Origin of the sequence: Streptomyces sp. NRRL S-455, from assembly GCF_000717875.1 — a bacterium.
Taxonomy (GTDB): domain Bacteria; phylum Actinomycetota; class Actinomycetes; order Streptomycetales; family Streptomycetaceae; genus Streptomyces.
Window position 1 is genome coordinate 48,947 of sequence record NZ_JOCT01000012.1, and the last position, 20,256, is coordinate 69,202.

Consider the following 20,256-nt stretch of genomic DNA (forward strand, 5'->3'; position numbering starts at 1 on the left):
ACGTCCGCCCAGTCGGCAGTCGCAGTACCCCACGGCCGTGGTGCGGTGTCAAGAGCCCGGCGGGGGAGGCTCCAGGGGGCGCCCGGAAGCATGGCGTGAACTGAGCGGCAGACCTGCGGGCATGGTGAGCAGACCTGCGTACACAGTGCAAGGACCCCTTGCGCCTACTGCTGGTGCAGCGCGCGTCCCGCCAGGGTCAGGAACGCCTCGCCGACCGCCTCCGACAGGGTCGGGTGCGGGTGGATGTGCCGGGCCACGTCGGACGGTTCCGCGTCCCAGCCGACGACCAGCTGGCCCTCGGCGATCATCTCCGACACGTGCGGGCCCACCAGGTGCACGCCCAGCACGCGTCCGCCGCCCGCCTCGGTGACGACCTTCACCATGCCGCCCTGCCCGTGCACCATGCCCTTCGCGACGGCGGTCAGCGGCATGCTGTCGGCCGACACCTCGTGCCCGCGCACGCGTGCCTCTGCCTCGCTCAGACCCACGGCCGCGGTCTGCGGCGACGAGTAGGTGACCCGGGGCACGGCCGCGTAGTCCACGGGGGCGGACGGCACACCCGCCAGCGTCTCGGCCACCAGCAGCCCTTCCGCGAACGAGGCGTGGGCCAGCCCGAGCGACGGCGGCGGCAGCAGGTCGCCCACCACGTGGACACCGGGCACGGCCGTCTCCAGCCGGTCCCAGTCGGCGGGTACGGCGAAGCCGCGCTGGTCCGTGGTGAGGCCCGCGGCGGCCAGGTCCAGTCCCTCGGTGACCGGGGCCCGCCCGACGGCCACCAGCAGCCGCTCGGCCTCCACGGTGAGGGTCTCGCCCCGGGCGTTGCGCACGCGGGCGCGCACCCCGTCGTCGAGGACCTCGGAGTCCAGCAGCCGCGCGCCGGCCCGCACGTCGATGCCGCGCTTCTTCAGACCCCGCGTCAGATGACGGCTCACATCGGCGTCCTCGAGCGGCACGATCCGGTCGGCGGCCTCCACGAGGGTGACCTCGGCGCCCAGGGAGCGGTGGAACGAGGCGTACTCCACGCCGATCGCGCCGCCCCCGAGCACCAGCACGGACGCCGGGAGCCCGGGCGCGAAGAGGGCGTCGTCGCTGGTCACCACACGTCGCCCGTCGGGCACGAGCCCCGGGAGTGTGCGCGGCCGGGAGCCGGTCGCGAGCACCAGGCCCCGGCGCGCGACCCACTCGGCGCGCACCTCGTCCACCCGTACCGACCGCGGGCCCGTCAGCCGCGCGCTTCCCCTCACCACCCGCACACCCGCGTGCGCGAGATGGGCCTGAACACCGCGGTGGTTACGGGCCACGATGTCGTCGCGCGTGGCCACCAGGGCCGGCCAGTCGACGGCGTCCAGCGTCGCCTTCACGCCCCACCGCTCACGTGCCTCGGCGATGCCGTCGACGAGTTCGGCCGCGTGCAGCATGGCCTTGCTCGGAATGCAGCCGCGGTGCAGACATGTCCCGCCGACCTTGTCCCGCTCGACGAGCACGACGTCCAGACCGAGGGCCGCGGCGCGCAGGGCGGTGCTGTAGCCGCCGGTCCCGCCGCCGATGACGATCACGTCCGCTGTGTTTCTGCCGTCTGCGTTCATGTCCTCAGACTCCGCCCGGACCTTGTCATGAGTCCAAGGCAATGTTCTTGTGGAATCCATGCAGGGTGTTTATGGGTTTGGGGGAGGGCCGTGAGCCTGCGGCAGATGGAGTACTTCCTGACGGTCGTCGAGGAGGCGTCGTTCACGCGCGCGGCCGAGCTCCTGCACGTCTCGCAGCCTGCGCTGTCCCACCAGATCAAGGCCCTCGAACGGTCGGTGGGGGGCGCGCTCCTGGAGCGCATGCCGCGCGGTGTGCGCCTGACGCCCATGGGACGCGCCTTCCGGCCGCACGCCGAACTCGCCGTGCGCAGCGCGGTCCAGGCCCGTCGCGCGGCCCGCGCCGCGGCCGGCGCCGAGGGCGGCGAACTGCATGTCGCCGCCGTTCACTCCGTCGCGGTCGGCGTCCTGCCGGACATCTTCGCCCGCTGGCGCGCCGCCCATCCACGCGTGCTGCTGCACCTCCACGAGTACGCGACGTCCGAGGCCCTGGAGGAGCAGGTCGAGCGCGGCACCGCCGACCTCGCCGTGGGCCCGGCGCCCACCGGCCGGCCGGGGACCGTCGTGCCGGTCGGCGAGGAGGAGATCGTTCTCGTGGTGCCCTTCGACGACCGTTTCGCCGGCCGGACGACGGTGACCCTGCCGGAGCTCGCCGACCGTCCCTGGGTGCGCTGTGCCATGGAACCCGTCGTCGGCGGCGAACGCTTCCTCGACCGGGCGTGCGGCCGGGCCGGCTTCACTCCGCGCACCGCCGTCTTCACCGAGCACACCTCGACGGCGGTACGGATGGCCGCCGCCGGTGTCGGCGTCTGCGCCGCCCCAGCCCACCTCGTCCGCGACGCGGTCGGCGAGGACTGCGTCGTCCTCAGCCCGGACCCGCCCTGGAAGCGCACGCTGACCGTCTTCTCGCGCGTACCGCCGACGGGCGCCGCGAAGGCCTTCGTTGACCTGTTGCGGTTGGCGTGGCCGCACTCGCGTGTGGTCTCCGATCCGCCCCTGCGCGCGTACCAGGACTGTCCGGAGGACGGTACGGCGGTCGCGTAGGCAGGCGGGTGGAGAGGGGGAAAGCGGACGGGCGCACAAGCAGCGCGGGGGCCGGGGGCGGCCGACGGTCGCGCAGGCGGGCCGTGGGGCGTTCACGCATGCGTGCCCAGCCACAGGCAGCGGACATGGCGATGGCGTTCTACGGGGACCTGTTGCGACCCGCTGGCCGATTGCTGGCCGTGGGGGAGCCGCGCTACACCTCGGATGACGTGGCGCAGGGCCGCGAGCAGGAACTGCTGCTTGCATGGGTGGCGGGCGGTCGCCGAGACAGATCCGAACGTTGTGCCCCCAAGGCGGACACGCTCGCCTCTGCGCCGCGGTCCATACAGGCCGCATTGCGAGCGCTGTCGGGTTCGCGATTCTTTGCAGGGCTAAGCTTGAGATTTAACCTTCGGATTTGAACACCTCTGACCGGCGCTTTCGCGCGCGATCAACGCGCCCACGCCGGGGCCCGAATCGGATGAAAACGCCCAGTCGGCACGGCAGAGGGTCGTTTTCGAACGGCGAGGTGAACTCTCAAGCTCGCGGCGCCGACCGGATGACGAAGACCTGGCTGTCCTTCGGCCGGCACGGCTCCACCACGGCCTCGGCTCCCTCCGTGGTGTCCGCCTCACCGATGGCCACGCAGCCCCGGCCGTCGATACGCAGCGAGTACCGTCGGCTTCCGTCCGGCCCGGCCGGCGCGATCCGGAACGGGGTCGTCTTCCCGCAGTCGTCCCACGGCTCCAGCAGCCCGGAACCCGGCCCCCCGGCCAGGGCCTTCAGACAGCCGGGGCCGTGATCGGGGTGGTACCAACGGATCCGGAAGGTGTTCCCGCCGAGCGGAACCAGCGTCGTCTCCTGGGGCGCGACCTCGTCGCACAGCCGCTGCACGGCGACCAGTGACTTGTACCGGTTGCTGTAACCGTCCGTCAGACAAAGGCCGTTCGCCAGGGCCGGACGGATCTGCACACGGCCCTTGGGTAGCTGGGACCGTGCGTCGGCCGCGGTGATGCCCCCGCCCCCGGCGCCCTTCGAGCCGCCGTCGTCCCGGGAGGGGACCAGAGCCCAGACGGCGGCGGCCAGGAGCGCCACCAGGACCACCGACGCCGGCAGGACGGGAACCCCGAACACCCGCGCACCGAGGCGGACGCCCCGCCTCGGATCCGCGCCTCTCTCTTCGGTGACCTCCCCTCGGGCGAGGCCGTCCCGGGCCGCCAGCCACTGCGCCGCCCGCTCACCGTCCCCGCAGGCTCGTACGAAGGCGGCCAGCAGTTCCGGACGCGGCAGGGTCCGGCCGCGCAGCACATCGGCAAGGGTGCTGCGCGGCAACACATCGCCGTGCTCGGCGGCATGCTCCTCCAACTGGCGGTACGTCAGCCCCGCCCGTTCTTTGAGCTCCCGCATGGCGGCGATGAACTCGGCGGCGTCACACGCCTGTTGGCGGCCCGCGTTCCCCCTGATCTCCATGTCGCACATCGTCGGCCCTGCTCGAACGGCCGCACAATCCCGTTTCCCGTCACGGTCCTCATGATCCGGACAAGACCCGGACAAGGCGCTGACCACGCCGGACAGTCAGTGGGCTGTCCGGGACAGCGACGGCTCTTGTCCATGTCCGGCCCACCCCCGCAGGCTCGGTGCTGCCCCGGCCGGAGCACCCACCCGACTCGTCGATCCAGGGGGATACCTCATGCCCATGCGTCAGCGCATCGCCGCGACAGCCATATCGGCCGTACTCGCGGGCGGCGCCCTCGGCCTCGCTCCGGCGGCCCAGGCACACGACATCGCGCCGGCTTCCTGCTACGGCAGCGCGAACAGCTACCTCAAGCCGGCCGGAACGTACTGGCTCCCGGCCGGTGATGTGTTCAGCACCTCAAGCGCGTGCGCCGACATCAACATCAAGCCCAACACGAACCGCTACGTGAAGGTCTGCTTCGAGACCAGCGGCCGCCTGGAGTGCCAGGCGAACTACACCCTTGCCCGCGCCGGGCAGTGGAACGTCATCGCGAGGAACGTGCAGGACGGCGCCCTGTTCGCCTTCGAGTTCCGCTCGGACGCGAAGTCCACCGGCAGCTGGGCCGCCTGACCCGCAGGCACCGACACCCACACCAGCACTGCCACCGACCACCAGGAAAACCGATGAGGTGGACGCGAACGGCCGCTACGGCCCGCTCGCGGTGGACGACACCTCCACCTCCGGTGGGGAGCCCATTTCCTGGGAGTCCAACGGGGCGGGCAGCGGGACGGTCCGTGTGTACGTCTGTCTGGGCAAGAAGTACCCGTGGGACAGCGGGTCCCGCTGCGCCTCGGACTCCATGAGCTAGATCCGTAGGAGAACAACGGGGGAACGGGGGAAACCGGGGGACGGGGGCCGGGCTGCCAGAGCAGCCCGGCCCCCGCGAGGAACTTGCCACCCACTCCACCTCTTCCGGCGACAGCGGCGCCTGAGCTTGGCGTTTAAGGTCCGCCCGTGGTCAGCTCGTTGAGCTGACCAGGGGCTTCGTCGTTCTGCAGACCGCAGGGCGGCCTTTGCGTGATCATGTCTTCTCGCTGAAGTCGACGTTCGACAAGGGCCGTGGGGCGTGAGTCTGCTGGACGGTGCGACCCACATCGAGTCCCTGACCGTGTTGTCCCGGTTCCGGACCGGCTTCCACGCCTGTCTGCCCGCCCGCACGGATGCGCTGCTCGAGTTGACCGACGCGCTGCCGTGCACGGAAGGCCCGGTCAAGACGCTCCTCCTGCCTGACCCGCGAGACCACCGCCGGGCCGCGCAGGAAGTCGCTGATGACGGTGGCGGCGACGTCTAGGTCCCTCGCGAGGGTGAATCGCGCTGACCTTCTCCTGCGGCTTGATGGGGTGCTCGACCTGGCGGCCGACCCGGCGTCTGGCTTCGTCAGCCGACCAGAGGGTCTTGCCCGGCAGGGTGAGGACCGCGGCGAACCGCTCCTGTTCCGTCAGTGTGGTCGACCCCGCCTCACGCACCCACCCGCTCCAGCAGAGCCACCGGCAACCGCCCGAACAGCTCCGCCACGCGCGCGTGCCCCGTGAACTCACGCCCCGGCTCCACGACATCCGCCCAGCGGCCAGCAGGCAGGGGCAGCCGGGTGTCGCGCCAGCCGCCCGCTTCCGCGAGCCGGAGCGACAGGCGCGTCACGGCCGTCAGGGCCTCGCCGGAGCGGACGAACGCCAGGCAGTGGCCCGCCGCCGGTCCCTCGGCCGCCAGCGGCGCGTACGTCGCCGTGTCGCCGAAGGCGTCCGGGCGCCGGGCCCGCAGCCCCAGCGCCGCGCGCGTCACCGCGAGCTTCTCCGCGGACGTCCCGCCGGACTCACCGGACTCACCGGACTCACCGGACTCACCGGGCTCGCCGGACTCCCCGGGCGGGAAGCCCACCACCCGCCGGTTGTCCGGGTCGACCAGCGCCCGGTACTCGGCCTCCGTGCCCTGGTACACGTCGGGAACGCCCGGCATCGTCAGCTGCACCAGGGCCGTGCCCAGCACGTTGGCCTGGATGTGGGGCGCCAGGGAGTCCCGGAACGCGGCGACCCGCTCGCCCGGCGCCCCGCACGGCCCGGCCGCCACGAACCGTGCCACCGCCTCCTCGTACGGCGGCTCCTGCTCGGTCCAGCTGGTGTACAGGCCCGCCTCGCGCACATGCTTCAGCAGCGCCCCCTGCACCCGGTCCTCGTCCGCTGTGCCGAGCCCGAACACCGTCTGCCAGGCCGCCCACGCGAGTTGCGCGTCCGGCACGCCCTCGCCGGTGCGCGTCACCTCGGCGAGGAGGTCCGCCCAGCGGTCGGGGCACTCGGTGAGCACGTTCAGCGCCGCCCGGACGTCGGCGCTGCGCTTGGTGTCGTGCGTGGAGACGACCGTCCCGGTCACCGGCCAGTCGCGCTGCACGCGCGCGCAGTACGCGTGGAACTCCTCCGGCGTCAGCGCCGGACCGCCCGGGTTCCCGCCCACCTCGGTCGCCGACAGCAGCGGCACGTAGCGGTAGAACGCCGTGTCCTCCACGGACTTCGCCCGCAGCGCCGACGAGGTCTGCGCGAACCGCGTCCGGAACTCGGTCTGCGCGGGCCCGTCGCCGTACCGCCCCAGCACCAGGTCGCGTACGACGTCCACCGCGCCGGCCTCCTCGGGCACGGTGAAGGCGAGCCGGGCCTCGGCGGCGGCCTCCTCGGTGACCACGGACGCGGCGTCGACCGATTCGTACGGCCGGTAGACCTCCATCCGGACCAGCAGCTCCTGCAGCGCGGTGCGCAGTGCCCAGGGCGCGCGGTCGCGCAGGGCCGGCTCCGGCGAGGTCGCGCACAGGCGGGCGGCCACCCGGGTCAGCCGGTCCGTCTCGGTGGCCAGCTCGTGCGTGAGGACCTTGTACGCCGCCCGCCGTACGGTCGCCTCCCACTGCCCGCCCCGGTCCGTCTGCGGGGCCGCGAACCGCCGGTACTGCCCCAGGAGATCCCCGAAACCGGCCGGGTCCGTGAACGCCCCGTCCACGTGCCGCAGGGCGTCGTAGCCGGTGGTGCCCGCGACGGGCCAGGAGGCCGGCAGGTGCTCGCCGTCGGCCAGGATCTTCTCCACGACCGTCCAGCGGCCGCCCGTCGCCTCGTGCAACCGCCGCAGGTAGCCGTCGGGGTCGGCGAGGCCGTCGGGGTGGTCGACGCGCAGTCCGTCGATCACGTCCTCGTGGAGCAGCTGGAGGATCTTGTCGTGGGTGGCCTCGAACACCCCGGGGTCCTCCACCCGCACCCCGATGAGCTCGGAGATGCTGAAGAACCGCCGGTAGTTGAGCTCGGTCCGGGCCAGCCGCCACCACACGGGGCGGTACCACTGCGCGTCCAGCAGGTGCGGCAGCGGCAGGTCCTCGGTGCCCTCGCGCAGCGGGAACACATGGTCGTGGTAGCGCAGCACGTCACCGTCGACGCGCAGCTCGTCGAGGACCTCGCCCAGCGGCCCGCCGAGGACCGGCAGCAGCACCTGACCGTCCTGCGCCTCCCAGTCGATGTCGAACCAGCGTGCGTACGCCGATTTCGGGCCCTCGCGCAGCACCTCCCACAGGGCGCGGTTGTGGCGAGGTGCCATGGCCATGTGGTTCGGGACGATGTCCACCACCAGGCCGAGCCCGTGCTCCCGCGCGGTGCGCGCCAGGGCCCGCAGCCCCTCCTCGCCGCCCAGCTCCTCGCGCACGCGACCGTGGTCGACGACGTCGTAGCCGTGCGCCGAACCCGGCACGGCCTCCAGGACGGGGGAGAGATGCAGGTGCGAGACGCCGAGCGAGGCCAGGTACGGCACCACGGCCGCCGCGGCCCCGAAGGGGAACTCGGGCTGCAGCTGCAGCCGGTACGTGGCCGTGGGCACCACCGGGTCAGGTCGCTCAGGTGTCATCTGGATTCCTCCGTGGATACCCCCGCCCTCAGGCGGGGGAGGAAACGGACTCCTGCGGAGCAGGGCAGGCATAGCCGATTCGCTCTCCGGGCGGATCGGTGTACATCACCAGACGTGAACATAAGGCCACAATTTGTGATGATAATTTGTGAGTCATGGCCACTCACGTGAAGCGGGCCTTCAAGTACCGCTTCTATCCGACCGATGCGCAGGCAGCCGAACTGTCGCGCACGTTCGGATGCGTGCGCAAGGTCTACAACATGGCCCTCGCCGCCCGTACCGAGGCGTGGGCGCGGCAGGAACGGGTCAGCTACAACCAGACCTCGGCCATCCTGACCGCATGGAAGAAGACCGAGGAACTGGCCTTCCTGAACGAGGTGTCCTGCGTTCCGCTGCAGCAGGCGCTGCGGCACCTGCAGAGCGCCTTCGCGAACTTCTTCGCCAAACGGGCCAAGTATCCGCGGTTCAAGGTGAAGAAGAAGTCGCGTGCGAGCGCGGAGTACACCTCGTCGGCGTTCCGGTTCCGTGAGGGGCGTCTGACGCTGGCGAAGATGGCCGACCCGCTGGACATCGTGTGGTCGCGTCTGCCCGAGGGGGCATCGCCGAGCACGGTGACGGTGAGCCGGGACAGTGCCGGGCGCTGGTTCGTCGCGCTGCTGTGCGAGGACCCGCGGGTGAAGCCGCTCGCGGCCACCGATACGGCGGTTGGTATCGACGTCGGCCTGGACCATCTGCTGACTCTTACGACCGGGGAGAAGATCGCCAACCCCCGGCACGAGCGCCGTGACCGCGTCCGCCTGGCGAGGGCGCAGCGGGAGCTGTCCCGCAAGGCCGGGGGCGATGGCGCCAACCGGCGCAAGGCGCGGGCGAAGGTGGCGAAGATCCATGCGCGGATCGCCGACCGCAGGCGGGATGTGCTGCATAAGCTGACCACTCGACTCGTGCGTGAGAACCAAACGCTCGTGATCGAGGACCTGACCGTGCGCACCATGGTCAAGAACCGGAGTCTGGCCCGCGCGATCAGTGATGCCGCGTGGGCGCAGTTCCGGAGCATGCTGGAGTACAAGGCCGGCTGGTACGGGCGGGACGTGGTCGCGGTGGACCGCTTCTTTCCCTCCTCGAAGCTGTGCTCCCATTGCGGCAGCCTCCAGCCGGAGATGCCGCTGAACGTCCGCACGTGGACGTGCGTCAGCTGTGGCACGTCCCATGACCGGGACGTGAACGCGGCGAACAACCTTCTGGCCGCCGGGCTGGCGGTGTCTGTCTGTGGAGCCGGTGTAAGACCTCAACGGAGAACTCCGGCCCCCGCCGCCGTTCGTGCCATCCCGGACGCCGGCTGCGCCGCGCGTCGCCCGGACGAGTGGCTTCCGGGCGACGCACACGCGGACAGCGCTACACCGGGCGTTGCAGCACCGTCAGGCTCCGGTCCGTGAGGGTCAGCCGGTCCCCGGCCTGCACCTTCGGGCCGGTGTCCGGCGGCACCCCTTCCGCACGGGCCGTGTCGACCACGACCTGCCACTGCCGCCCGTGGTCGACCGGCACCACGAACTCCAGCGGCTTCGGTGAGGCGTTGAACATCAGCAGGAACGAGTCGTCGGTGATGCGCTCGCCGCGTGCCCCCGGCTCCGAGATCGCGTTGCCGTTGAGGAACACCGTCAGCGCCGAGGCCTGCGCCGAGTCCCAGTCGCGCTGGGTCATCTCCCCGCCCTCCGGGGTGAACCAGGCGATGTCGGACAGGTCGTCGTGCGTGCCCTCCACGGGCCGGCCGTGGAAGAAGCGCCTCCGGCGGAAGACCGGGTGGTCCCTGCGCAGCCACACCATGGCGCGCGTGAAGGCCAGCAGTTCCCTGCCGAGTCCCCCTTCCTCCTCGTCACCCTCCGGCCACTGGACCCAGGCGATCTCGTTGTCCTGGCAGTAGGCGTTGTTGTTGCCGCGCTGGGTGCGGGCGAACTCGTCACCGTGGCTGATCATGGGCACGCCCTGGGACAGCATCAGCGTCGCGATGAAGTTCCGCATCTGCCGGGCCCGCAGTCGCAGCACGTCCGGATCGTCGGTCCCGCCCTCGGCGCCGCAGTTCCACGACCGGTTGTGGCTCTCGCCGTCCCGGTTGTCCTCGCCGTTGGCCTCGTTGTGCTTGTCGTTGTAGGCCACCAGGTCGTGCAGGGTGAAGCCGTCGTGGCAGGTCACGAAGTTGATCGAGGCGAGCGGGCGCCGCCCGTCGTCCTGGTACAGGTCGGAGGAGCCGGTCAGCCGGGAGGCGAACTCCGCGAGGGTGCGCTGCTCGCCCCGCCACAGGTCCCGCACGGTGTCCCGGTACTTGCCGTTCCACTCGGTCCACAGCGGCGGGAAATTGCCCACCTGGTAGCCGCCCTCGCCCACGTCCCACGGCTCGGCGATCAGCTTGACCTGCGAGACCACCGGATCCTGCTGCACCAGGTCGAAGAACGACGACAGCCGGTCCACCTCGTGGAACTGCCGGGCCAGCGTCGCCGCCAGGTCGAAACGGAACCCGTCGACGTGCATGTCCGTGACCCAGTAGCGCAGCGAGTCCATGATCAGCTGGAGCACGTGCGGGGACCGCATGAGCAGGGAGTTTCCGGTCCCTGTCGTGTCCATGTAGTAGCGGGGGTCGTCCGTCAGCCGGTAGTAGCGCGAGTTGTCGAGGCCCTTGAAGGACAGGGTCGGGCCCAGGTGGTTCCCCTCGGCGGTGTGGTTGTAGACCACGTCGAGGATCACCTCGATCCCCGCCTCGTGCAGCGCCTTCACCGCCGACTTGAACTCCAGCACCTGCTGGCCCCGGTCGCCCCAGGACGCGTAGGCGTTGTGCGGGGCGAAGAAACCGATCGTGTTGTAGCCCCAGTAGTTGTTCAGCCCCATGTCGACCAGTCGGTGATCGTTCACGAACTGGTGTACGGGCATCAGCTCCAGTGCCGTGACCCCGAGCTCCGTGAGGTGCTCGATGATCGCCGGGTGCGCCAGCGCCGCGTAGGTGCCGCGCAGCTCCTCCGGCAGCCCGGGATGCCGCATGGTGAGGCCCTTGACGTGGGCCTCGTAGATCACGGTGTGGTGGTACTCGGTGCGCGGCCGGCGGTCGTCGCCCCAGTCGAAGTAGGGGTTGACCACCACCGACGTCATGGTGTGCGGCGCCGAGTCCAGGTCGTTGCGCCGGTCCGGGTCGTCGAAGTGGTAGCCGTAGACCTCCTCGCCCCAGCGGATCGACCCGCTGATCGCACGCGCGTACGGGTCGAGCAGCAGCTTCGCGGAGTTGCAGCGCACCCCGTGCTCCGGTGCGTACGGGCCGTGCACGCGGAACCCGTACCGCTGACCCGGCATGATGCCCGGCACGTACGCGTGCCGCACGAACGCGTCGCTCTCCCGGAGCTCGATCGCGGTCTCCGAGCCGTCGTCGTGCAGCAGACACAGCTCTACTCGGTCCGCGGCCTCCGTGAAGACCGCGAAGTTGGTACCGGCGCCGTCGTACGTGGCACCGAGTGGATACGCCTCTCCAGGCCAGACCTGCATGGATTCGACTCTTTCAGGTGTGCGGCGCCGGTGGGGACGCCTTGGCCTCGAGTCTCCCCGAAAGTGAGGGAACCTCCTATGACTTATCTCCCTCTTTCCGAGTGACCAGTGCGTACGCGGTATGCACAAAACCATTGGGGCAGACGAATACTCCCGGGGCCATTGGGGGAGTAGGGGGAAGATGTGCGCAACATAGTGCACCGCCACCTGGGCAAGGTGGTGGCGGGTGCGGCCGTCGCGGTAGCGGGAACGGCCGTGATGATCGGGATCACCCTGCCCGGCACGGCGGGGGCGGACGACACGGGGACCCGCGCGGAGCAGCAGGCCGCGGGGCAGCGGTCCGCCGAGCAGCAGGCCGGACCGGGCCGGGCCGTCGCGCCGGGGGTGGTGGAGCGTGCACCGGCCGAGGGGGAGAAGGGCACGGGCCGCGATCCGCTCACCGACGACGAGCTGGAGCGGGTCGAGAAGATCGCTCTGAGCCGGCAGCTGTTCCAGAGCAGCGAGAGCGTCGACGGGGACCGCGGGCCGCAGCGGCTCGGCGTCGACCTCGCCGAACCGGAACCCGACGAGGTCGGCGACCCGGACGCGCCCCGGCGCGCCGACGTGACCTTCTACGACTACCGGGACGACACCCTCGTCACCCGGACCGTCGACCTCGGCACCGGCAAGGTGGTGGCGACCGGCACCCAGCGCGGCGTCCAGCCGCCCCTCAGCCGCGCCGAGAAGGCCGAGGCGGCCGGTCTCCTGATGGCCGACCCGCTGGGCGCGGGCCTCAAGGCCGACTACCAGGACGCCACCGGCAAGCAGCTCACCTCCCCGGACCAGCTCCAGCTCAGCGGCGCCGTCTACCGCGCCGCGCCGGGCGCCCAGCCCGCCGTGCTCGACGACTGCGGCGAGCACCGCTGCGTCCGGCTGTTCCCGAAGATCAAGAACGGGCCGTGGGTCGACGCCCGGTCCCTGGTGATCGACCTGAGCGCCCGCAAGGTCGCCCGGCTCGACCGCTGACCCGCCCTTTCCACTCACCCGTCCACTTCGCTCCTCCTGTCAAGGAGTCATCTCGTCATGCGCGTGAACAGAAACAACAAGGCCCGCACCCGCGCGGCCGTGGGCCTGACCGTGGCCGCGCTGGCCGCCGGCGCCACGGCCGGCGCGGGCCCGGCCACCGCCCAGCCGAAGGACGCCCCGGCACCGGCCGCGGCCTACTGCGGCGCCGCCCACCGCATCGAGCAGAAGCTCTCCACCGGTACCACCTGGCGGATGTGCTGGCGCTACGACGGCAAGGCCGGCCTCGTCCTGGAGAACATCTCCTACCAGCCCAAGGGCGAGCCCAGGCCGATCAAGGTCCTCAACAGCGCCAGGCTCGGCCAGATCCACGTCCCGTACGACGACGGCAAGGTCGAGTACGACGACCTGACCGGCTTCGACTTCGCCCAGGGGCTGATGAACCTGGCCCCCGGGGAGTGCCCCGGCGGCACCATCAAGACCGTCAAGGTGCCGGACTCCTGGAACGAGGACCCGAACGTCAAGGGCCTGTGCACCACCACCCGGTCCCGCGGCCACGCCTACCGCATGCAGGGCGACTCCGCGAACAAGGTCTTCCAGGCCGAGGGCAAGGACCTGCTCGTCTACACGGTGAACCAGGTGGGCTGGTACGAGTACATGACCGAGTGGCGCTTCCAGGACGACGGCGCGATCACCATGAACGTCGGCGCCACCGGCAGCCTGTCCTACGACGACTACGACGCCGGCGACGGCCGCGGCTGGCCCATCGGCAAGGGTGCCGCCGCCAAGGCCACCAGCCACAGCCACAACGCCTTCTGGCGGCTCGACTTCGCCCTGGACGGCTCCACCAAGAACACCGTCGAGCAGTACGACTCCACCGTCACCGCACCCACCCGCGGCCAGCGCGCCCCCACCACGAAGACGACCCGCACCAAGGTCACCAAGGAACTCGCCGGGGACAGCAAGAACTACCGCTGGTGGCGCGTCGTCAGCGCGACCGGCAAGAACAAGGACGGACACGCGCGTTCCTACGAGATCGTCCCCGGACCGACGACCAAGTACCCCGGGCGCAGCTACACCAAGCACGACCTGTACTTCACCCAGTACAACAAGTGCGAACTGTTCGCCAGCCACAACCCCGGCAACTGCGGGAGCGGCGCCGGCACCTCCGTCGACAAGTGGGTGAACGGGCAGGCCCTGAAGCACCCGGTGGCATGGGTGAACATCGGCTTCCACCACATCGCCCGGGACGAGGACCAGCAGCCCATGCCCGTCCACTGGCAGGGCTTCTCCATCGCCCCGCGCGACGTCACCGCCATGAATCCGCTCACACCGGCCGAGCTCGGCTGGCAGAACGGGCACTGGCGGCCGCGCCGTTGAGATCGATGCTGCCCATCCGGCTGCACCGCCGACCGCTCCCGGAGTACCCTTCCTTGATCGTTGACAAGGAAGGTGCTCGGGGGAGCGGAAGGCGGTGCGCGGGTGGGCTCGGGAGGGCTGGAGCTGCCCCCTGGTGACGAGGGTCACGAGGGGCACTCCACAGACGTCCCGGCCGGAGCCGTGTCCCTGGCACGGCCGATGGACGCGTCGGGTTCGATCGGTCCGGAACTGGACTGGGGCGCCGACGCCTGGCGCGAGGTGCGCACCCGGGCCCAGCGGGCCGGCCGGGCGTACATCTGGCTGAACCTCGTCGAACAGCGGCTGCGCGCGGTCGTCGCCGCCGTGCTGCGCCCCGTGTACGAGCCCGTCCACGGCGAGGACTGGGTGGTGGCGGCCGCCGGACCCGCCGGACAGGAGTGGGTGCAGCGCGCCGTCGCCGTCCGCGAGGTCAGCCGCCGCAAGGGCTATCTCCTCGACCCGGCCGACGACAACGTCCTGTCCTTCCTCACGCTGCCCCAGCTGCGCGAGCTGATGGTGCAGCACTGGCCCTGCTTCGAGCCGTACTTCGACGACCGCCGCGACGTCGAACTCGCCCTGGACGAGCTGGAGGTCACCCGCAACGTCGTCTCCCGCAACCGGGCCCTGTCCGAGGCCGTCCTGAACCAGGCCGAGCGCGCCTCGGCACGGCTGCTGGAGATGCTCGGCGCGGGCGGTGACGTGCCCTCCGCACGCCGGCTGCCCGTCGACGCCGTCGAGGACCTGGTGGGCGACCGGTACGCCGACGTGGTCGCCGTCCACTCGGACCGGGTGCGGCTGATGCGCCAGTTCCCGGCCGAGGACATCTTCGGCGGCGCCCGCCGCCTCGACGCCATCGGCATCGGGCTCAACCTGCTCGTGCAGAACTTCTCCGGCCGGCGTCTGGTGCGGCTGGCCGAGTCCGGCTGCCGGGTGCGGCTGCTGTTCCTCAACCCGGCCTCCAGCGCGGTCAAGCGACGCGAGCGCGAACTGGGCCTCAAGCGCGGCGAGCTCAGCCGGGCCGTTGAGATGAACATCCTGCACATGCGCCGGGTCCGCGCCCGGCTGCGCGACCCGGGCGCGTTCGAGATCCAGGTCTTCGACGAGACGCCCCGCTTCACGGCGTACCTGGTGGACGGAGACGGGGCCGACGGCATCGCGGTCGTCCAGAACTACCTGCGCCGGACCCGCGGCATGGAGGCACCGGTGTTCGTGCTGCGCAACGGCGGCAAGGTGGTCAAGTCGGGCGAGATCGACGAAAGCGGCCTCTTTCCCACGTACCGCGAGGAGTTCGAGGTGATGTGGGCGGATTCACGGCCGGTGTCGTGAACTGTGCCCCGGCAGGGGGCGGTTGCCGTGGTCGCCACGGCCGCGGCGGGGCGTGAGCGGAACGCGGTCCTCCGATTGTCAGTGGTGCATGCGAAGGTGGGGACCACTGGGGGAACGCACCACAAGGAGGGGGACCGCCCATGGGCTGGCACCGGGAGCTGCTGATCGGCTTCGACCTGGAGACGACGGGCACGGATCCGCGCGAGGCGCGCATCGTCACGGCGGCCGTGATCGAGGTCAGGGCCGGAGAGCCGATGGGGCGCCGGGAGTGGCTGGCCGACCCCGGGGTGCCGATCCCCGAGGACGCCGTGGCGGTGCACGGCATCAGCAACGAGCGAGCGGCGGCCGAGGGCAGACCGGCCGACCAGGTCGCGGACGCCCTGGCCGACGTCCTCACCTCCTACTGGAAGACGGGCGTGCCGGTCGTCGCCTACAACGCGGCCTTCGACCTCACCCTGCTCTCCGCCGAGTTGCGGCGGTACGGCCTGCCGTCCCTGCCCGACCGCCTCGGTGGCGTGGACCCGGCCCCGGTCATCGACCCGTACACCATCGACCGCCGGGTCGACCGCTACCGACGAGGCAAACGCAACCTCGAAGCGGTCTGCGCCGAGTACGGCGTGACCCTCGGCACCGCCCACGACGCCATGGCCGACGCCCTGGCGGCAGCCCGCCTCGCCTGCGCGATAGCCGACCGCCACCCCAAGATCGCCTCCCTCGGCCCGGCGGCCCTGCACCACCGCCAGATCGAGTGGTACGCCGAGTGGGCGGCGGACTTCCAGGGTTTCCTGCGCAAGAAGGGCGACGAGACGGCGGTGGTCGACGGGGCGTGGCCGCTGCGGGAGTTGGCCGACGAACCGGTCTGAGCCCGCCTTCCTCAGAACGGATACCACCGAACCGTCTCGTCCCCCTCCCGCAACGACGCCACTCGCCGCCTGAACTCGGCCAGCGCCTTGGGATTGCTCGGCGCGTGCTGGGCCACCCAGGCGCAACTGGCCGTCTCCCGGGCACCGCGCAGCACCGAGCATCCCTCCCACGTCCGTACATCCCAGCCGTACGCCTCCGTGAAGGACGCGTACGCGTCGTCCGGGAGTCCGTACCGGTCGTGGGAGAGGGCCATCACCACGAGGTCGTGCTCCCGCAGGTCCGCGGACACCGTCTCCAGATCCACCAGCACCGGCCCGTCCGGCCCGACATGCACATTGCGCGGCAGCGCGTCCCCGTGGATCGGCCCCGGCGGCAGATGCGGCGTCAGCGCGGCGGCCTCCGCGGCGAAACCGTCCCGCCGCTCCCGCAGGTACGCCGCGTCCGCGGGATCGATCGCGTCGCCCGCGAGCCGCAGCCAGCGTTCCACGCCGCCCAGCAGATCGCGGGGCGGCAGTTCGAAGGGGGGTGGGGGAGTGGCGTGCACGACCCGAAGCAGTTCAGCCAGATCCCGCGGCTCGGCAGGCCGTACGGCATCGGGCAGCCGGTGCCACACCGTCACCGGGTGCCCGTTGACCAGCAGAGGCTCGGGCTCGGCAGCCCGTACCGCCGGCACACCCGTCTCGGCGAGCCACAGCGCGATGTCCAGTTCGCGGTGCGCCCGGTCGAGGAGCTCGGCGTCGCGGCCCACCTTGACGACCAGGTCACCGGCGGCGAACACCGCGTTCTCGCCCAGCGCGAGCAGCCGTGCCTCGCGGGCCGCGCCGGCCTCCGTGCGGGGCAGTACCTCCGCCGCGGTCAGTACGTCCCGCGCCCGTGCCTCGTCCATCGTCCGCCTCCGTCGTCCACGTTTCGGCGTGCTCCGCCGTCCGGTTCCGGCCATCCGCCGGTCAGTGTCGCATCGGCCCGGCGCTTCCTTCCGCGTCGGTCCCGGGCCGGGCGAAAACCCGTTGTGCGTTGGCGACGGCGCCACCTAGCGTGCTGCTCGTGGGTATCAACGCGATCTGCATCTCCGGTCACTCCCTGGGCTGCGCGCACGCCGTACGGATGCGCCGCGGCCCCGGAGCCCTGACCGGCCCGGGGAGCCACGCCCGCTGAGCCTCTGAGGCCGGCGCTCCGTCCCTCCCCTTCGTCTCTCTGTCTTCCGGTCAGGGCCCTCCGCTGCCCTTTTCCCTCTCACGGAAGACAAGGACCGCAGGCCATGGCCCGCCGCCCCACCGCGACCTCCCGCGCGCTCTCGCAGAATTTCCTCGCCGACCGCGCCACCGCCGAACGCTTCGCCCGACTCGCCGTCCCGCGGGCCCGGCCCGTTCCGCTGCTGCTCGAAGTCGGCGCGGGAAAGGGAGCCTTGACCGTCCCGCTGGCCCGACGCTGCCTGGAGCTGAGGGCGTACGAGATCGACCCGAGGCTCGTGCCGCTCCTGCGCAGTCGTCTCTCCGGCAGTCCGCACGTGCGGGTCGTGGGCGGGGACTTCCTTGCCGCGTGCCCGCCGCGCACGCCTTTCTCGGTCGCGGGGAACGTGCCGTTCTCCCGGACCGCGGCCGTCGTCGACTGGTGTCTGCGCGCTCCCGCCCTCACGGACGCCACCCTGCTCACCCAGCTCGAGTACGCCCGCAAACGCACCGGGGATTACGGCAGCTGGACGCTGCTGACGGTCCGGAGCTGGCCCCGCTACGAGTGGCGGCTGCTGGGCCGGGTCGGCCGGCGCAGTTTCCGGCCCGTGCCCCGCGTGGACGCCGGGGTGCTGCGCATCGAGCGGCGTGAGACCCCACTGCTCGACGAAGCCGCGTACCGGAGCTGGCGGTGTCTGGTCGAGCTGGGTTTCTCCGGGGTCGGAGGTTCCCTGCACGCGTCACTGCGCCGGGCCCATCCGAGGCGGCGGGTCGACGCCGCGTTCCGGGCCGCAGGTGTGGCTCCCGGGGTGCTCGTCGGCGAGGTGGCGCCGGAACGGTGGCTGCGGCTGCACGAGGTGCTGACCCGCTGAACTCCCAACAGTTGCACGAGACGTCTCGTCTCGCGTACGGTCGGCGCATGACCAGTCGCGCTCACATCGCCATGTTCTCCATCGCCGCCCACGGCCACGTGAATCCGAGTCTCGAGGTGATCCGCGAGCTCGTGGCGCGCGGTCACCGGGTGACGTACGCGATCCCGCCGGTCTTCGCCGAGAAGGTCGCGGCCACCGGTGCCGAGGTGAAGCCGTGGAACTCGACGCTGCCCTCGCCCGACGACGACCCCGAGGCCTGGGGGGACACGCTGCTGGACAACGTGGAGCCCTTCCTCGACGACGCCATCCAGGCGCTGCCCCAGCTGATCGAGGCGTACGAGGGAGACGAGCCGGACCTCGTGCTGCACGACATCGCCTCGTACCCGGCCCGCGTGCTGGCCCACCGCTGGGGCGTCCCCGCGATCTCCCTGTCGCCGGCCATGGTCGCCTGGGAGGGGTACGAGGAGGAGGTCGCCGAGCCCATGTGGGCGGAGCCGAGGAAGACCGAGCGGGGCCGCGCCTACTTCGCCCGTTTCCAGGCCTGGCTGGAGGAGAACGGGATCACCCTGCACCCCGACGCGTTCGGCGGCCGGCCCGCCCGCTCCATCGTCCTCATCCCCAGGGCCCTCCAGCCGAACGCGGACCGTGTCGACGAGAACGTGTACTCCTTCGTCGGAGCGTGCCAGGGCGACCGGACCGCCGAAGGCGACTGGCAGCGGCCGGCCGGTGCCGAGAAGGTCGCGCTCGTCTCCCTCGGGTCGGCCTTCACCAAGCAGCCCGGCTTCTACCGGGAGTGCGTCAAGGCCTTCGGTGACCTGCCCGGCTGGCACCTGGTGCTCTCGATCGGACAGCACATCGACCCGGCCGAGTTCGCGGACGTCCCCGCCAATGTCGAGGTGCGGACATGGGTGCCGCAGCTGACGATCCTCAAGCAGGCCGACCTGTTCGTCACCCACGCGGGCGCGGGCGGCAGTCAGGAGGGTCTGGCCACCGCCACGCCGATGATCGCCGTACCGCAGGCCGCGGACCAGTTCGGCAACGCGGAGATGCTCCAGGGCCTCGGTGTCGCCCGGCACCTCCCCACTCAGGAGGCGACCGGCCAGGCCCTGCGCGATGCCGCCCTCGACCTCGTGGGCGACCCGGAGGTCGCCCGCCGACTGAAGGTGCTCCAGGGCCAGATGGCCGAGGAGGGCGGCACACGTCGCGCGGCGGACCTCATCGAGGCCGAGCTGGCCGCAGCCGCTCACCAGGGGTAGCCGAAGCACGCCCCGCGCAGGGCAGGGCCCGTCGGCTTCCCCGGAACACGGACGGGCCCCGCACACGACCCTGGCCGGAATCCCTGGACTTCAGCCAGGGAGCACGTCAAACGTATCGGGCCCCAAGCGGGATATACCGGGCTCCTCAGCTGTGTGGATCCTGAGCAGAAGGTTGTGCCTCGCGGTGACCGGTGAGTAATTTACGGGGCCGGGCAGCTGCCCGGCCCGGCCGTCGTGCCCACCCCCACGGGGCACGACGGCCGTCCTATCGTGTCCGGATGACGACGATGTATGCGGCACTGCTGCGCGGGATCAACGTGGGCGGCAGCAAAAAGGTCCCGATGGCCGACCTGCGCACCCTCCTCTCGGGCCTCGGCTACGGGGACGTGAGCACCTACCTCCAGAGCGGACAGGCCGTGTTCTCCTCCGGCCACGGGGACGAGGAGTCGCTGGCCGCCGAGATCGCCCACGCCGTCGAGGAGCACTTCGGCTTCGGCGTCGACGTGATCGTGCGCGACCACGCCTACCTGAAGGCGGTCGCCGACGCCTGCCCCTACCCGGCCGCCGATCTGGAGCCCAAGCAGCTCCACGTCACCTACTTCTCGGCGCCCGTGAGCCCCGAGCGCTTCGCGGAGATCGACCGGGCCGCCTACCTCCCCGAGGAGTTCAGCCTCGGCGATCGCGCCCTGTACCTGTACGCCCCGAACGGCCTGGGCCGCTCAAAACTGGCCGAGCACCTGTCGAAACCCCGCATCAACAAGGGGATCGTCGCCACGACCCGCAACTGGAACACGGTCGTCAAGCTGGTGGAGCTGACGGATGACTGAGCACGGCGCGGCCGTCACGGCCGCCATCGCC

At 71.3% G+C, this 20,256-nt stretch carries 18 protein-coding genes; 12 read left to right on the forward strand and 6 right to left on the reverse strand.

Features of this window, described 5'->3' with window-relative positions; all coding sequences use genetic code 11:
- Positions 1–164 precede the first annotated feature (164 nt).
- Positions 165–1,586, reverse strand: a complete 1,422-nt coding sequence (gene lpdA, locus IE97_RS0117380) for a dihydrolipoyl dehydrogenase (protein ID WP_030240302.1) — start codon at positions 1,584–1,586, stop codon at positions 165–167.
- 90 nt (positions 1,587–1,676) lie between these two features.
- Between lpdA and IE97_RS0117385 the strand changes: the two genes are divergently transcribed.
- Positions 1,677–2,627 (forward strand): LysR family transcriptional regulator, encoded by a 951-nt coding sequence (locus IE97_RS0117385; RefSeq protein ID WP_030240305.1) that lies wholly within the window; start codon positions 1,677–1,679, stop codon positions 2,625–2,627.
- A 516-nt stretch (positions 2,628–3,143) separates the two neighbouring features.
- Here IE97_RS0117385 and IE97_RS0117390 read toward each other — a convergent pair.
- Positions 3,144–4,076: a helix-turn-helix domain-containing protein gene (locus IE97_RS0117390; protein ID WP_030240309.1), complete on the reverse strand. Its 933-nt coding sequence runs from the start codon at positions 4,074–4,076 to the stop codon at positions 3,144–3,146.
- Positions 4,077–4,296: 220 nt separating this feature from the next.
- Between IE97_RS0117390 and IE97_RS39310 the strand changes: the two genes are divergently transcribed.
- The 3 genes from IE97_RS39310 to IE97_RS0117405 all read left to right on the forward strand — a co-directional run bounded on the left by IE97_RS39310 (position 4,297) and on the right by IE97_RS0117405 (position 5,413).
- Positions 4,297–4,692: a hypothetical protein gene (locus IE97_RS39310; RefSeq protein WP_051705018.1), complete on the forward strand. Its 396-nt coding sequence runs from the start codon at positions 4,297–4,299 to the stop codon at positions 4,690–4,692.
- A 58-nt stretch (positions 4,693–4,750) separates the two neighbouring features.
- On the forward strand, positions 4,751–4,930 hold the full coding sequence (locus IE97_RS0117400; RefSeq protein WP_030240314.1) for a hypothetical protein: 180 nt from the start codon (positions 4,751–4,753) through the stop codon (positions 4,928–4,930).
- 258 nt (positions 4,931–5,188) lie between these two features.
- The gene (locus tag IE97_RS0117405) at positions 5,189–5,413 is read left to right on the forward strand and encodes a hypothetical protein (protein WP_030240319.1); all 225 of its coding nucleotides are present in this window, start codon (positions 5,189–5,191) and stop codon (positions 5,411–5,413) included.
- On the opposite strand, the gene IE97_RS43040 is transcribed toward IE97_RS0117405, so the two are convergent.
- Together IE97_RS43040 and treY are read right to left on the reverse strand one after the other, a co-directional pair.
- Entirely contained in the window at positions 5,331–5,678 is a 348-nt protein-coding gene (locus IE97_RS43040; protein ID WP_234310790.1) for a DUF6192 family protein, read from the reverse strand. The genes IE97_RS0117405 and IE97_RS43040 overlap by 83 nt on opposite strands.
- A complete protein-coding gene (gene treY, locus IE97_RS0117410) occupies positions 5,581–7,989 on the reverse strand; it encodes a malto-oligosyltrehalose synthase (RefSeq protein ID WP_030240323.1) in 2,409 nt (802 codons plus the stop codon). Before treY ends, IE97_RS43040 begins: the two co-directional genes overlap by 98 nt.
- A 155-nt stretch (positions 7,990–8,144) precedes the next feature.
- Between treY and IE97_RS0117415 the strand changes: the two genes are divergently transcribed.
- Complete coding sequence (locus IE97_RS0117415; RefSeq protein WP_234331828.1) at positions 8,145–9,422, forward strand: RNA-guided endonuclease InsQ/TnpB family protein; 1,278 nt, start codon at positions 8,145–8,147, stop codon at positions 9,420–9,422.
- Here IE97_RS0117415 and glgX read toward each other — a convergent pair.
- Positions 9,382–11,511, reverse strand: coding sequence for a glycogen debranching protein GlgX (gene glgX, locus IE97_RS0117420; protein ID WP_030240330.1), 2,130 nt, complete (start codon positions 11,509–11,511; stop codon positions 9,382–9,384). The genes IE97_RS0117415 and glgX overlap by 41 nt on opposite strands.
- A 183-nt stretch (positions 11,512–11,694) precedes the next feature.
- Between glgX and IE97_RS0117425 the strand changes: the two genes are divergently transcribed.
- The 4 genes from IE97_RS0117425 (at position 11,695) to IE97_RS0117440 (ending at position 16,100) form a co-directional block, all read left to right on the forward strand.
- Positions 11,695–12,516 (forward strand): hypothetical protein, encoded by an 822-nt coding sequence (locus IE97_RS0117425; RefSeq protein ID WP_030240335.1) that lies wholly within the window; start codon positions 11,695–11,697, stop codon positions 12,514–12,516.
- Positions 12,517–12,573: 57 nt separating this feature from the next.
- On the forward strand, positions 12,574–13,893 hold the full coding sequence (locus IE97_RS0117430) for a copper amine oxidase (RefSeq protein WP_030240340.1): 1,320 nt from the start codon (positions 12,574–12,576) through the stop codon (positions 13,891–13,893).
- A 72-nt stretch (positions 13,894–13,965) separates the two neighbouring features.
- Positions 13,966–15,237: an SAV2148 family HEPN domain-containing protein gene (locus tag IE97_RS0117435; protein ID WP_030240343.1), complete on the forward strand. Its 1,272-nt coding sequence runs from the start codon at positions 13,966–13,968 to the stop codon at positions 15,235–15,237.
- A 140-nt stretch (positions 15,238–15,377) separates the two neighbouring features.
- Positions 15,378–16,100 carry a 3'-5' exonuclease gene (locus IE97_RS0117440; RefSeq protein ID WP_030240347.1) on the forward strand — a complete coding sequence of 241 codons (723 nt, stop codon included), beginning with the start codon at positions 15,378–15,380 and terminating at the stop codon, positions 16,098–16,100.
- Between the two features lie 11 nt (positions 16,101–16,111).
- Here IE97_RS0117440 and IE97_RS0117445 read toward each other — a convergent pair whose 3' ends face one another.
- A complete protein-coding gene (locus tag IE97_RS0117445; RefSeq protein WP_030240350.1) occupies positions 16,112–16,987 on the reverse strand; it encodes a phosphotransferase enzyme family protein in 876 nt (291 codons plus the stop codon).
- A gap of 372 nt (positions 16,988–17,359) precedes the next feature.
- Between IE97_RS0117445 and erm the strand changes: the two genes are divergently transcribed.
- The 3 genes from erm to IE97_RS0117460 all read left to right on the forward strand — a co-directional run bounded on the left by erm (position 17,360) and on the right by IE97_RS0117460 (position 20,225).
- The gene (gene erm / locus IE97_RS0117450) at positions 17,360–18,142 is read left to right on the forward strand and encodes an ErmE/ErmH/ErmO/ErmR family 23S rRNA (adenine(2058)-N(6))-methyltransferase (RefSeq protein ID WP_030240353.1); all 783 of its coding nucleotides are present in this window, start codon (positions 17,360–17,362) and stop codon (positions 18,140–18,142) included.
- A gap of 47 nt (positions 18,143–18,189) precedes the next feature.
- Positions 18,190–19,398, forward strand: coding sequence for a macrolide-inactivating glycosyltransferase (gene mgt / locus IE97_RS0117455; RefSeq protein WP_051705019.1), 1,209 nt, complete (start codon positions 18,190–18,192; stop codon positions 19,396–19,398).
- A gap of 278 nt (positions 19,399–19,676) precedes the next feature.
- Positions 19,677–20,225, forward strand: coding sequence for a DUF1697 domain-containing protein (locus IE97_RS0117460; RefSeq protein ID WP_030240361.1), 549 nt, complete (start codon positions 19,677–19,679; stop codon positions 20,223–20,225).
- Positions 20,226–20,256: the final 31 nt, after the last annotated feature.